This is a genomic window from Pseudomonas sp. MF08831 (assembly GCF_059862645.1).
Genome location: NZ_JCBCUX010000013.1, coordinates 93,206 through 106,177, shown reverse-complemented (window position 1 = coordinate 106,177; position 12,972 = coordinate 93,206). Strand labels below are relative to the sequence as shown.

At 60.6% G+C, this 12,972-nt stretch carries 12 protein-coding genes and 1 tRNA gene; 8 read left to right on the top strand and 5 right to left on the bottom strand.

All coding sequences use genetic code 11. From position 1 onward, the window contains the following. Nucleotides 1-209: 209 nt before the first annotated feature. Complete coding sequence (gene glsB, locus AC19YS_RS23915) at nucleotides 210-1,118, top strand: glutaminase B (protein WP_119741736.1); 909 nt, start codon at nucleotides 210-212, stop codon at nucleotides 1,116-1,118. A 44-nt stretch (nucleotides 1,119-1,162) separates the two neighbouring features. Here the strand turns inward: glsB and AC19YS_RS23910 are convergent, their stop codons facing one another. The 3 genes from AC19YS_RS23910 to AC19YS_RS23900 all read right to left on the bottom strand — a co-directional run bounded on the left by AC19YS_RS23910 (nucleotide 1,163) and on the right by AC19YS_RS23900 (nucleotide 2,678). Further along, nucleotides 1,163-1,666, bottom strand: a complete 504-nt coding sequence (locus AC19YS_RS23910; RefSeq protein ID WP_500602767.1) for a signal peptidase II — start codon at nucleotides 1,664-1,666, stop codon at nucleotides 1,163-1,165. Between the two features lie 70 nt (nucleotides 1,667-1,736). After that, a complete protein-coding gene (locus AC19YS_RS23905; RefSeq protein ID WP_448199332.1) occupies nucleotides 1,737-2,072 on the bottom strand; it encodes a DUF6124 family protein in 336 nt (111 codons plus the stop codon). Between the two features lie 408 nt (nucleotides 2,073-2,480). Then, the gene (locus AC19YS_RS23900) at nucleotides 2,481-2,678 is read right to left on the bottom strand and encodes a hypothetical protein (protein ID WP_200624779.1); all 198 of its coding nucleotides are present in this window, start codon (nucleotides 2,676-2,678) and stop codon (nucleotides 2,481-2,483) included. Nucleotides 2,679-3,008: 330 nt separating this feature from the next. Between AC19YS_RS23900 and AC19YS_RS23895 the strand changes: the two genes are divergently transcribed. Both AC19YS_RS23895 and AC19YS_RS23890 read left to right on the top strand, forming a co-directional pair. Further along, nucleotides 3,009-3,083, top strand: a tRNA-Gln gene (locus AC19YS_RS23895). Nucleotides 3,084-3,135: 52 nt separating this feature from the next. Beyond that, nucleotides 3,136-5,409 carry a hypothetical protein gene (locus tag AC19YS_RS23890; protein ID WP_500602766.1) on the top strand — a complete coding sequence of 758 codons (2,274 nt, stop codon included), beginning with the start codon at nucleotides 3,136-3,138 and terminating at the stop codon, nucleotides 5,407-5,409. A 200-nt stretch (nucleotides 5,410-5,609) separates the two neighbouring features. Here AC19YS_RS23890 and AC19YS_RS23885 read toward each other — a convergent pair whose 3' ends face one another. Next, the gene (locus AC19YS_RS23885) at nucleotides 5,610-6,854 is read right to left on the bottom strand and encodes a saccharopine dehydrogenase family protein (protein ID WP_200624781.1); all 1,245 of its coding nucleotides are present in this window, start codon (nucleotides 6,852-6,854) and stop codon (nucleotides 5,610-5,612) included. Nucleotides 6,855-6,882: 28 nt separating this feature from the next. Beyond that, on the bottom strand, nucleotides 6,883-7,980 hold the full coding sequence (locus AC19YS_RS23880; RefSeq protein WP_124417196.1) for a carboxynorspermidine decarboxylase: 1,098 nt from the start codon (nucleotides 7,978-7,980) through the stop codon (nucleotides 6,883-6,885). Between the two features lie 345 nt (nucleotides 7,981-8,325). On the opposite strand from AC19YS_RS23880, the gene AC19YS_RS23875 reads away from it, so the two are divergent. Genes AC19YS_RS23875 through AC19YS_RS23855 form a run of 5 tightly spaced genes read left to right on the top strand, consistent with a single transcriptional unit; the run spans nucleotide 8,326 to nucleotide 12,971 of the window. Beyond that, nucleotides 8,326-9,345 carry a LacI family DNA-binding transcriptional regulator gene (locus tag AC19YS_RS23875; protein ID WP_200624782.1) on the top strand — a complete coding sequence of 340 codons (1,020 nt, stop codon included), beginning with the start codon at nucleotides 8,326-8,328 and terminating at the stop codon, nucleotides 9,343-9,345. Next, nucleotides 9,329-10,333, top strand: a complete 1,005-nt coding sequence (locus tag AC19YS_RS23870) for an ABC transporter substrate-binding protein (protein WP_119741746.1) — start codon at nucleotides 9,329-9,331, stop codon at nucleotides 10,331-10,333. The genes AC19YS_RS23875 and AC19YS_RS23870 overlap by 17 nt, the downstream gene beginning before the upstream one ends. Beyond that, nucleotides 10,334-11,152 (top strand): ABC transporter permease, encoded by an 819-nt coding sequence (locus tag AC19YS_RS23865; protein WP_500602765.1) that lies wholly within the window; start codon nucleotides 10,334-10,336, stop codon nucleotides 11,150-11,152. Then, nucleotides 11,149-11,943: an ABC transporter permease gene (locus tag AC19YS_RS23860; protein ID WP_124417198.1), complete on the top strand. Its 795-nt coding sequence runs from the start codon at nucleotides 11,149-11,151 to the stop codon at nucleotides 11,941-11,943. Before AC19YS_RS23865 ends, AC19YS_RS23860 begins: the two co-directional genes overlap by 4 nt. Then, on the top strand, nucleotides 11,940-12,971 hold the full coding sequence (locus AC19YS_RS23855) for an ABC transporter ATP-binding protein (protein ID WP_106577797.1): 1,032 nt from the start codon (nucleotides 11,940-11,942) through the stop codon (nucleotides 12,969-12,971). Before AC19YS_RS23860 ends, AC19YS_RS23855 begins: the two co-directional genes overlap by 4 nt. The last annotated feature ends 1 nt before the right edge of the window (nucleotide 12,972 follow it).

Sequence of the window (12,972 nt, the reverse complement as noted above, 5' to 3'; positions counted from 1 at the left end):
GTAAGCGCAGCGGCGCAGTGTACGGGCTATTGGACTCCTTTGATTGACGAGCGATCCCTACCTGGAAGTTGACCCATGCACGCCCTATGCAAACGCTGTATTGCCCTGCTGGACTTCACGTTCTCTACTGCGCCACCTGAGCGGCGCGTTTCAGGTATCCTGCGCGCCCCGCTTATCACTGATTCAAAGAAACAATGACCGGACAAGACATGCAGGCGCTGCTCGAGTCGATCCTCGACGAAGTTCGTCCACTGATCGGCCAGGGCAAAGTCGCCGACTACATCCCCGCACTGGCCGATGTGCCCGCCAATCAACTCGGTATCGCCGTGTACGGCAACGACGGCTCGGCGTACTGCGCCGGTGATGCCGACACGTTGTTCTCGGTGCAGAGCATTTCCAAGGTGTTCAGCCTGGTGCAGGCCATCGACCACGGCGGCGAAACCATCTGGGAACGCCTGGGTCACGAACCGTCGGGGCAACCGTTCAACTCCATGGTGCAGCTGGAATTCGAACGCGGCCGCCCACGCAACCCGTTCATCAACGCCGGCGCGCTGGTGATCTGCGACATCAACCAGTCGCGCTTTGCCGTGCCGATCCTGTCGATGCGCGACTTCGTGCGGCGCCTGTCGGGCAACCCGCAGATCCTGGTCAACAGCGTCGTCGCCGACTCCGAAGCCCAGCACGGTGCACGCAACGCGGCCATGGCCTACCTGATGAAAGCCTTCGGCAACTTCCACAACGACGTGGACGCAGTGCTGCACAGCTACTTCAATTACTGCGCGTTGCAAATGAGCTGCCTGGACCTGGCCAGGGCCTTCAGTTTCCTCGCCAACGAGGGCGTGAGTGCCCACAGCGGCGAGCAGATTTTGACTGCGCGCCAGACCAAGCAAGTCAACTCGATCATGGCCACCAGCGGGCTGTATGACGAAGCGGGCAATTTTGCCTATCGCGTGGGTTTACCGGGCAAGAGCGGGGTAGGTGGCGGGATTGTCGCGGTGGTGCCGGGCCAGTTCACCGTGTGCGTGTGGTCGCCGGAGTTGAATGCGGCGGGCAATTCGCTGGCCGGGATGAAGGCGTTGGAATTGTTGAGCGAGCGGATTGGGTGGTCGGTGTTTTGATGGCCTGGGGATTCAGGGTTGATGCCCTGAAACCCCCTTGCTGGTTAGGCGTTGCGCGGCTTAACGAACAAATCGAGCATCAAGAACAACGCCCCGGCCGTAATCGCGATATCGGCAATGTTGAACACACCGGTATGCGTCGGCCCCACGTTCAGCACCATGTAATCCACCACATGCCCGTCGCGAAAAACACGGTCGATCAAGTTGGCGATACCACCCAGGGCAATCGCGTAAAGCGGCAAGACTTTACGCAATGGCTGGCTCCAGTTGGACAGCGACCACACCATCGCCCAGGCAACCACGATGGCCACGCCGACGATAAAGATCAGTTGTTTGACCTGCGGCGGCAACGCGGCGCCCAGGCTGAGGAAGGCGCCGGGGTTGAGGCTCAGTTCCAGCGCCAGGTTGATCGGGTTAGAGCCGATTTTGAAGCTGTTGGCGTGCAGTGAAACCAGGGCCAGCAGTTTGACCAGTTGGTCCACGGCAATAAAGGCCAGGCCGGCGAGGAGGGCGAAGGTGCGGCCTCGCAGTAGGGGCGACGTGCTCAAGCGGTAACTTCCTGTTTTGGGCTTTCGATAGAGCGCCCGAAGATAGCTCAGGCGCTCTACATCGTCTATCTCAAGCCGTCGAGTGGGCCACGTTCAGGGCTTTGTCCACCAGCAGCTGCACACCTTCGAGCATCCGGCAGATGCCCAGCTCGACGTTGCGTTGGGAGCCGTCGACTTCAAAGGCCATAGGGTTGGCAATATCACAGATGGACGCCAGGTCCCGGGCGGCGTTGACTAGCAAGGTTTCGGTACCTAGGTTGGCACGCACGGTGAAGAGGCCTTCGTCGGGTTCCGGGATGGGTTTGCCGGAATTGAGGTAGTGATTGATCGCGCGGTAGGCCACTTCATGCAGGGTGCTGGTGTCGAAGTCTTGCTGGCCTGGGAGATTGGGGCTGTCTTTAATCATGGTGAAACTCCAAGGGAAATGGAGCTGCCACGGTTCGCGGTCAAACGAATTAGGGTGGCAGCTATACGCGGGTTGACCGACCGGTCCCAAGGAGCCCGGCATACCCGAAGGTATCCCGCGTACAGCTGCCGCGACACGATACAGCGGACGTAAAAAGAACGCCTGATTCGATGTGGCACAGGTGCACTTGAGGGGCGGACGGTCAAATCCGGTCACTGAATTGGCAGCGACGACGAGAGGTTAATCAGCCCTTTTCCGAGCCATAACCTGAAACCCTTGTCGGAAACTTCCCAGAGTCGCAAGCCCGGCAAGTGTTGGTGTTTCACCTTCGAGCTGGGAGCTAAGCGCGGTCTTCACACCCTGCGAAAATCCCTGTGGCAAGGGAGTAAACTCCCTCGCCACACGTGTTCACCACGCCTTTACACACCACCGCGTCCAGCCCACCTCTAACAGCATCAGCACGCCGACGCCCAGCAATTGGGCGTGCGCTGGCCGCACACTACGAATGCCCAGCGCGGCAGGCAGGCGGGCGGTGATGCTCAGGCGGTTTCGTCCTTTAGGCTTGAGAGGCGAAGTGTTGCGGTTTGAGATTTCGTGGGACGTCATGCACGAATTCTTTCGCACATACTGAGTGGGTTAGCCAATCGATGATTGAGCTCTTGACTGGCTAAGCTAACGGAGTTTGCGGGTTCGGTAACCTGTGAGAGCTGACAGTTTTTAGACTGTTTCGGCCGTCAGCGGATGTTCAATCTGTCCAGCAAGCTATACCAAACCACACCGATGCCTGTTTAGAGCTACTGTATCCCATGCAACAACGCAGTCAGACATCGATTCGATGGAGCAGGTAGGAAAAAAGCATTTTGTCTTCAGTTAAAACTGAATGAAGCCCGTGGCCCTTCACATTCTTCAGGCGTTGCTCGACAATGCGCGCTCTGTTCCGGAGTAGTTCAGCGGTAGAACACTCGGCTCTGGACCGGGTGGGCGCTGGTTCGAATCCAGCCTCCGGACCCATCACATTACACTGCAATCTGGACATCGCTCCGGATCACATGGAGTGACTGGCATGCACGCAGGATATGCAGTCTTCCAACTGTCGAAAGCGCTGCTCGCGCACGATTTGAGTGGCGGCTCAATCGCGCGCTTTAACGCCCGCAGACGTATCTCACGCTGGCAACAGGTCATTGAGAACCTGCTACAAGGCGCAGTCGAGTATGGCTCGCGCACACCGATTGCGCAGATGCCCGCCTGGGTTACCCTGGAAGTCGTTACGGGCGGCTTTGCGACCGGCAATTTTTTGGCCGGTGGCGAGTTGACGGCGTACGAGCGTGAACTCGCCGCCTCTATTCCGGGTATTCGCCCAGGCTTTGAACGGCTCGATATCAATGCCTGGCATCTCACAGATGACGGCCTTGAGGCCCTGCATTCACGTTTAGCCCGCTGTGATTATGCGGTCGATGTGCCGGAAGAGGCCGCGTTATTGACTGTCGCCTGGCTAGTCGGGCAGCAGCGCACCGAGCAAGCGCGTGCGCTGATAGACGTGATTGGGCCGTTCTTTGACCGGCTGCGTTTCTTTCCGTCGTTCTCTACGCAGCTGCCGGTTTCAGCCGCGCAGGTTCACATCGTGGACGCTGGCCAGATCAAGCAGTTGCTTACAACCTTGCAGCCTCAGGCTCAGATGGTTGTGCAGAAACAGACGATCGAAACGCGTTTGCCGCTTTATGATTCAGCTGTTTCGCATTTCCTCCTGACCTATGAGGCTGGTTGGCCGTGCCGTTATTACCCACGTCAGTGGCACGAGCAGGCAGCCGAGTTAGCGGCGCATTTCAACAGGCTCAGTATCGACAGGCGCTCTTCGAGTCGCGTGGAGGAACTGTTTTCTTTACTTGGGCAATGCTCGCGCGACTTGCAATCGCTCACTGGGCGTCAAGTCGGTCGCATACGGCAAATCGTCGATGATTTTGTGCGCAAGCATGGCGAGCCGGGTTCAGCCGCTCACCGTGCGTCGCGTGCGAATCAACGTAGTCAGGTGGCGGGGCCGGAGCATCACCTCATTGCCCGTATTGTGGCGAAGCGTCTTTCAAACTATCCCGAGCAAGGCGGTCTCGCGGATTTTGCTGAGTTGGGAGCGCCGATCACCGCTGAGGAGGCATCGGCATTTGGGCAAGGCGAGGGCATTGCCATTCCTCCGGCGGTCCAGCGCCGCCTTCAGCGATGCCGGAGTGGGACGATCAGCGAATTGATCGAGCATGGGCTGATTACTTCAGGCGATACCGTTGCGCGGTTGCTGCCCGCGATGACCGCGCAACTGAGTAGCTACGGGCTGCGCGATGAAGCGCTAAGGATGGTATACGCCTCGACCTATCGCGCGTTCTGCCGGCGGCGGTCGTTATTACTGTTGAACCTTCAACGTCAGGTTGGCCTCAGTGAGTTGCCTTGGGTTGCCGTCATTGAAGGCGACCGACAGTCCGGTGCTGCGGTGGCACAAGCGGCCCAACAGGCGCTGGTTGAGTCATCGGCGTTGACGCTTTCTGCCTTCCCCTACGCCATCTTGCCGAACAAGCTTCTCCAGGAATTTTCAGCGCTGGCGGACACTGCGGCACTGGACCTGCCCTTAGTGGAGGAGGTCGCTGCCGATATCTTCATGGGTGAGTTTTCCGATAAGTTTGCCGATGCCGCCAGGCGAACAGGCCCGGTGCTGGCAGGCTCCCTTTATGCACGTTATTACGCCATTGATACCGATGAGCTGGCGAGCCTTGTTACCCGAGGGCGACGACGTGCGCGAGTGGCAAGCGATGCCTTCGCGAAGTTGTGCGCAAAGCGTGCAGGAGCTGAGCTGGACACGTGGCACCCGGCAACCAATGGCACCATTCTTGAGCAACAGCAAATTTTAACCACGCAAAACCTCGCGTTACTGTTTGAAGAACTTGGGTTGAAGGTTTTGCTGCAGCCGAGACTGGGCAGCATGGTGCAGGCGTGTTTTGAGTGGATCTGCAAACGGCATCAGATGCGGATTGAGCACCATCATGCTCGGTTGATAATGCTCAAAAATACCGCTTATGCGTGGCGCCAGATGGTGTTCTACCTGACGATGCTTGATGATCCTGCGCGCACAGATGCCCTGGCGTCTGTCGAAGCGTACTTCGCCACTCAGCCGTTGGCTTTTCGAGGACGATTCCTGCCGCTCATGAGCGGTTTGCGCAAGGCTTTCGCCGGCGAAGTGTTGCCTCAGCAGGCTCCAGCGGAAGATGGCGCGAGAGTCTTTCTGGGATGGACAACCACGCGGCATTGGTTGCTACCGCCGCATGACTCCACTTCAAACCGGGCGGTTGAGCAGTAGTGACGCTGAGGATTCAAGTGTGGGAGCTGGCTTGCCTGCGATAGCGGTCGCGCGGTGATGGATGTGTTGGCTGACCCACCGCCATCGCAGGCAAGCCAGCTCCCACATTTAGATCCTTACTGTTCTGCGAATATCTATTTACACCCACAAAAAATGCGCCCCTGAGGGGGCATTTTTTTGTTCGGTCAACTACCGCCTATTCAGGCAATCGCATCCCACGCACGGTCACCGTTCTCGTCTTTGATCCGAGTCGGCAAGCCCATCACGTCCAGCGCTTTGAGGAACGGCTCGGCCGGCAGTTCCTCGACGTTGGCCATGTGCTTCACGTCCCACTCGCCACGTGCTACCAGCAGCGCAGCGGCCACTGGTGGCACGCCTGCGGTGTAGGAAATGCCCTGGCTGTCCGTTTCAGCAAAGGCTTCTTCGTGATCGGCCACGTTGTAGATGAACATCTCACGCGGCTGGCCATCTTTGGTGCCTTTGACCAGGTCGCCGATGCAGGTCTTGCCGGTGTAGCCAGGGGCGAGCGAAGACGGGTCGGGCAGTACGGCCTTGACCAGTTTCAACGGCACCACTTCCAGGCCTTCGGCGGTGGTGACCGGTTTTTCGGAGAGCAGGCCGAGGTTTTTCAGAACGGTGAACACGTTGATGTAGTGTTCGCCGAAGCTCATCCAGAAACGCACGTTGGGCACGTCGAGGTTTTTCGACAGCGAGTGCACTTCATCGTGGCCGGTCAGGTACAGGTTTTGCGAACCGACTACCGGCAGGTCGTCGGTGCGTTTGACTTCGAACATGGTGTTGCTGGTCCACTGGCTGTTCTGCCAGCTCCACACCTGCCCGGTGAATTCGCGGAAGTTGATTTCCGGGTCGAAGTTGGTGGCAAAGTATTTGCCATGGCTGCCGGCATTGACGTCGAGAATGTCGATCGAATCAATGCGGTCGAAATGCTGTTGCTGCGCCAGCGCGGCGTACGCGTTGACGACACCCGGGTCGAAGCCCACGCCAAGAATGGCGGTGATGTTCTTCTGTTTGCACTCTTCCAGGTGGTTCCATTCGTAGTTGCCGTACCACGGCGGGGTCTCGCAGATCTTGCCCGGCTCTTCGTGGATGGCGGTGTCCAGGTAAGCAACGCCGGTATCGATGCAGGCGCGCAGCACCGACATGTTGAGGAAGGCGGAACCTACGTTGATGACGATCTGCGAGTCGGTCTCGCGGATCAGGGCCTTGGTCGCTTCCACGTCCAGGGCGTTCAGCGCGAAGGCTTGGATGTCGGCGGGAACCTTGAGGCTACCCTTGGCCTTGACGCTGTCGATGATGGCCTGGCATTTGGAGATGTTGCGCGACGCGATAGCAATACGACCGAGTTCGTCGTTGTGCTGCGCGCACTTGTGGGCCACCACCTTGGCGACACCTCCTGCACCAATGATAAGAACGTTCTTTTTCAATTGCTTTATCTCTCCTTTATCCGCCAGCTTACGAAAGGCTGGACAGGTAGTCGTCGTAACCAAATTCACGAACCACCTCGACGGTACCGTCGAGTTGTTTCACTACGATGGACGGCATTTTCAGGCCGTTGAACCAGTTTTTCTTGACCATGGTGTAGCCCGCGGTGTCGATGAACGACAGCCGATCGCCGATGGCCAGCGGACGATCAAATTGGTATTCGCCGAAGATGTCCCCGGCCAGGCAGGATTTGCCGCACACCATGACGGTGTGTTCACCCTCGCTTGGCGCCAGCTTGGCGTTGAGGCGATAGATCAGCAGGTCCAGCAGGTGGGCTTCGATGGAGCTGTCGACCACGGCGAGGTTTTTGCCGTTGTAGAGCGTGTCGAGCACGGTGACTTCCAGCGAAGCACTGTTGGTGATCGCCGCTTCTCCCGGCTCCAGGTAGACCTGCACGCCGTACTTCTCGGAGAACGCCTTCAAACGGGCGCAGAACGCGTCGATGGCATAGCCTTCGCCGGTGAAGTGGATGCCGCCGCCGAGGCTGACCCACTTGACCTTGTGCAGCAGCGCGCCGAAGCGTTCTTCGATGGTGCCCAGCATCTTGTCGAACAGGCTGAAATCGCCGTTCTCGCAGTTGTTGTGGAACATGAAACCGGAGATCTGCTCGATCACGCCTTCGATCTTCACCGGGTCCCATTCCCCCAAACGGCTGAACGGGCGCGCCGGGTCGGCCAGCAGGTAGTCGGAGCTGCTCACCTGTGGGTTGACGCGCAGACCACGGGTCTTGCCTTCGCTGCGCTCGGCAAAGCGCTGCAGCTGGCTGATGGAGTTGAAGATGATCTTGTCGCAGTTATCCAGCATCTCTTCGATTTCATCGTCGGCCCAGGCCACGCTGTAGGCGTGCGCCTCGCCTTCGAACTTCTGGCGACCCAGCTTGAGCTCATACAGCGACGACGAGGTGGTGCCGTCCATGTATTGCTGCATCAGGTCGAACACCGACCAGGTGGCAAAGCATTTGAGCGCCAGCAGAGCCTTGGCGCCGGACTGCTCGCGCACGTAAGCAATCTTCTGCATGTTCACCAGAAGTTTCTGTTTATCGATGAGGTAGTACGGCGTTTTGATCATTTTTGAGAGCCTGCGGCGGTGCCTGCCAAAAAAGGACACGCATTGTGCCCGCACTTGGATCAGATCGAAAGGTTAGCGGGCGGATTTTGCTGCGCCGATTTTTCAAGCATACCCGCGCAGTATGACTATCTGTGGCTATACACCGATCTGATGTGGGAGGGGGCTTGCCCCCGATTGCGGTGTGTCAGCCAGCCTTTTCTTTGTTGACCCACCGCTATCGGAGGCAAGCCCCTTCCCACATTGACCACGGGGGCGCTGCCATCAAACCGTCATCTTGGCACCACGCTACTGCCATATTCCCTCGTTACTGTCCTCGCCAATGAGATCGATCTCAAGCGAGTGAGCATGACTGACCTGAAAGACGTTGCGCAGCTGGCCGGGGTATCCCGCGCCACTGCCGCCCGCACCTTTGCTTCCCCCGACCAAGTGCGCCCGGCCACCCGTGAGCAGGTGTTCGCCGCCGCCCGCGAGCTGGGCTTTCGACCGAACCTGCTCGGCCGCCAACTGCGCCTGCAAACCACCCAGCTGATTGGCGTGGTGGTGCCCAACCTGCTCAACCCGGTGTTTGCCGAACAGCTCCAGGCCATGGAGCGTGCCGCGCGGCTGCGCGGCTACAGCCTGTTGCTGGCGACCACCGACTACAGCAGCGAACGCGAAAGCATCGTTGTGGAAGAGTTGCTACGCCAACGCGTCGACGGGTTGGTGCTGACGGTCACCGACGCCGAAAGCAATAGCGTGCTCAACAGCCTCGCCAGCGAACAAACGCCGTTCGTGCTGGCTTATCACCAACCCAGCAACCCCAGCTACAGCGCCGTGTCGGTCGACAACCGCGCGGGCATGGCCCTGGCCACGCGTTATTTGCTCGATGCGGGGCACCGGCGCATCAGCATGGTCGCCGGCCCCGCGTTGCAGTCCGACCGCGCGCGCCTGCGCTACGCCGGCTATTGCGACGCGATGCGCGAGTACGGGCTTGAAAGCCGCGCAGTGATTGAAATGCCGGCCCACACCCAGGCCGCCTTCGCGGCGATCGAGCCGTTCCTCCAAGGCCCCCAGGCGCCGACTGCGCTGGTGTGTTCCAACGATTTCCTCGCGATCAGCCTGATCGCCGAGCTGCGCCGCAACGCCTGGAATGTGCCCGAGCAACTCTCGGTGATGGGCTTTGACGGCATAGCCCTCGGCACCCAGATGCACCCGACGCTGTGCAGCGTGGTGCAGCCCATCGGCCTGCTGGCCAGCACGGTGATTGACCAATTGCTGGCGCAGATCGCCGGCAACGCCCCGATTTCCCATTGCCTGCCGTGCCATATCCGGCCTGGCGACAGCACTCAACCCCTTGAGGAGACACCCGATGCGCGCGTTCAGTAAAACCCTGGCAACCGTGCTGCTGTGCGGCATGGCCAGCCTTGCCCAGGCGGCCGACACCGCGATTTGCTACAACTGCCCACCCGACTGGGCCGATTGGGGCAGCCAACTCCAGGCCATCGCCGCCACTACCGGCGTGCAGGTGCCGCTGGACAACAAGAACTCCGGCCAGTCGCTGGCGCAGTTGGTAGCGGAGAAAGCCGCGCCGGTGGCCGACGTGGTGTATTACGGCGTGACCTTCGGCTTGCAGGCGCAAAAAGCCGACGTGGTCGGCACCTACAAGCCCAAAGGCTGGGAGCAGATTCCGGCCGGCCTGAAAGACCCGACCGGCCACTGGTTTGCGATTCACTCCGGCACTTTGGGCATCATGGTCAACGTCGATGCACTGGGCGGCTTGCCCGTGCCGCAAAGCTGGGCCGACCTGCTCAAGCCTGAGTACAAAGGCATGGTCGGTTACCTCGACCCATCCAGCGCGTTTGTCGGCTACGTCTCGGCGGTGGCGATCAACCGCGCTTTGGGCGGCGATCTGGATAACTTTGCCCCGGCCATCGACTATTTCCAGAAACTCGCCAAAAACGCACCCATCGTGCCCAAGCAAACCGCCTATGCGCGGGTGCTGTCCGGTGAGCTGCCGATTCTGGTGGACTACGACTTCAACGCCTACCGCGCGCGTTACAAGGACAACGCCAACGTTGCCTTCGTGATCCCCAAAGAAGGCAGCATCAGCGTGCCGTACGTGATGAGCCTGGTGGCCAATGCGCCGCACCGCGCCAACGCTGAAAAGGTCCTCGATTTCGTGCTCTCCGATGCAGGCCAGGCACTCTGGGCCAAGGCCTACCTGCGCCCGGTGCGCCCAATGAAAATGCCGGCCGACGTCGCCGCGCAGTTCCTGCCCGACAGCGACTACGCCCGCGCTGGCGTGGTGGACTACGAAAAAATGGCCGCTGTGCAGGAAGCCTTCGCCGCCCGTTACCTGAACGAGGTCAAGTAAGTGGCCGCATCGGCAAAACATGCCGCCTGGGCACTGGCCCCGGCCTTGGCGGTGCTGTTCGCGTTCTGGCTGTTGCCGCTGGCGCACCTGATGGTGCTCGGCACCGAGAGCCGCGACAGCAATGGCAGCGGTTATTGGCAGGTGCTCAGCAGCGCGCAGTACCTGGGCAGCCTGGCGCAGACCTGTGTGCTGGCCGTGATTGTGACGCTCACGGCGTTACTGATCGGCGGCATCAGCGGCGTGTTTCTCGCACGTCAGCAGTTCTTCGGGCGTTCGGCATTGGTGGCATTGCTCACCTTTCCATTGGCGTTTCCCGGCGTGGTGGTGGGCTTTCTGGTGATCCTGCTGGCCGGACGCCAAGGCCTGTTTGCGGCCCTGGGCCTGCAACTGGCCGGTGAGCGCTGGATTTTTGCGTACTCGCTGGCGGGGCTGTTTGTCGGCTACCTGTACTTCTCGATTCCACGGGTGATCCTCACGGTAATGGCCGCGTGCGAAAGCCTCGACCGCAGCCTGGAAGAAGCCGCGCACTCACTGGGCGCCGGGCACTGGCGCGTGGTGTGCGACGTGATCGTGCCGGGGCTGGCGCCTGCGCTGGCCTCCTGCGGGGCGATCTGTTTTGCCACGTCCATGGGCGCGTTCGGCACGGCCTTTACCTTGGGCACGCGGCTGAACATCACCCCGGTGGCGATCTACAACGTGTTCACCAACTACGCCAACTTTGCCGTCGCCGCCGCGCTGTCGGTGGTACTCGGTGCAGTGACCTGGGCGGTGTTGCTGCTCACGCGTCGCCTGGTGAAAAACGCGGGGACGGTCCTGTGAAGCGCTCATCGCTGTTTGTGATGCAACTGCTGTTTACCCTGCTGGTGTGCGCCTTCATGTTGGTGCCGGTGCTGATGTCGTTGCTGGCCGGGCTGACGCGTAATTTCTTCGTCGGCCTGTCCAGCGGCTTGACCTTCGACTGGCTGGTGCAGGTGTGGCAGGCCTATTCGCCCACGGTGTGGCTGTCGCTGCAGTTGGCCCTGGCCTGTGCAGTGTGCGTCTGCGTGATCGGCGTGCCGGCGGCCTATGCCTTGGTGCGCATGAACAACCGCTTCAGCCGCGCCTTCGAAGAGCTGATGGTGCTGCCGGTGGCGATGCCGGGTTTGGCCAGTGCGTTGGCGTTGCTGTTGACCTACGGCCAGTTCGGCAGCTTCCGCAGCAGTTGGCTGTTCATCCTGGTCGGCCATGTGTTGTTCACCTTGCCGTTCCTGGTGCGCCCGGTAATGGCGGTGATGCAACGTCAGCAACTGCCGGTGTTGGAGGAGGCCGCCGCCAGCCTCGGCGCGGGGCCGATCAAGCGCTTTTTCAGCGTGGTCGTGCCCAATTGCCGGGCGGGCATCCTGGCCGGCGTGCTGATGGTGGTCACCCTGAGCCTGGGTGAGTTCAACCTGACCTGGATGCTGCACACGCCGATGACCAAGACGCTGCCGGTGGGGTTGGCCGACAGCTACGCCTCGGCGCGTCTGGAAATCGCCAGCGCCTACACCCTTATCTTTTTGCTGATGATCGTGCCGCTGCTGATTGCGTTGCAGGCCATCAGTGCTCGTTTGTCCCGTGGAGAGCGTCGATGACCGCTATCACTATCCGCCTGCAAGGCTGTCGCAAGGCATTCGCCGACGGCACCGTGGCCGTGCATGACCTGAACCTGAGCGTCGAAGGCGGCGAAACCCTGGCAATTCTCGGCCCCTCCGGCTGTGGCAAAACCACGACTCTGCGCCTGATTGCCGGCCTGGAACGCCCGGACGTCGGCCAGGTGTTTTTCGGCGATCAGGATGTCACCCGCCTGCCCATCGAGCGCCGTGATGTGGGCATGGTGTTTCAAAATTACGCGCTGTTTCCCAACCTGGATGTGGCCGGCAATATCGTCTACGGCTTGAAGATTCGCGGCATGTCGGCGCCTGAGCGCAACAAGCGCTGCGAGGAACTGTTGGAACTGGTGGGCTTGCAGCACCACGGCAAACGCAGCATCCATGAACTGTCGGGCGGCCAGCGTCAGCGTGTGGCCTTGGCCCGCGCCCTGGCGCCGCGTCCCAACGTGCTGTTGCTGGATGAGCCGCTGGCGGCCCTGGATGCGCAATTGCGCGAGCGCCTGCGCAGCGAGCTGGATCAACTGCTGCGCGGGCTTGGCATCACCTCGGTGTTCGTCACCCACGACCAGGGCGAAGCCATGGCCCTGGGCGACCGCATTCTGGTGATGGAGCAGGGGCGTATCGCGCAACTGGCCAGCCCACGGGAGATCTACCAGCAGCCGGCCAATGCGTTTGTCGCAGGCTTCGTCGGCAACCTCAATGCCTTCTCTGTGCTGGCGCGGACTGCCCACGGCCTCAAAGTCTGCGGCGGCGAACTGCCGTGGCACGGCGCCGGTTTACCGAGCACCGTGTACTGCCGGCCCGAACACCTGCGCGTGATGGAAGACGAAGGCCACCTGCACGGCCATCTGGTCGCGCAGTTCTTCCAGGGCGCACAAAGCCGCCTGCTGGTGGATGTGGGCGGCCCGCAACCGCTGCTGGTGGACAGCAGCGACAACCAACTGCACCGCGTCGGCGCGCCGATTGCCCTAGCGATTGCGCCGCACATGGTGTTCACCCTGAATGCGTGAG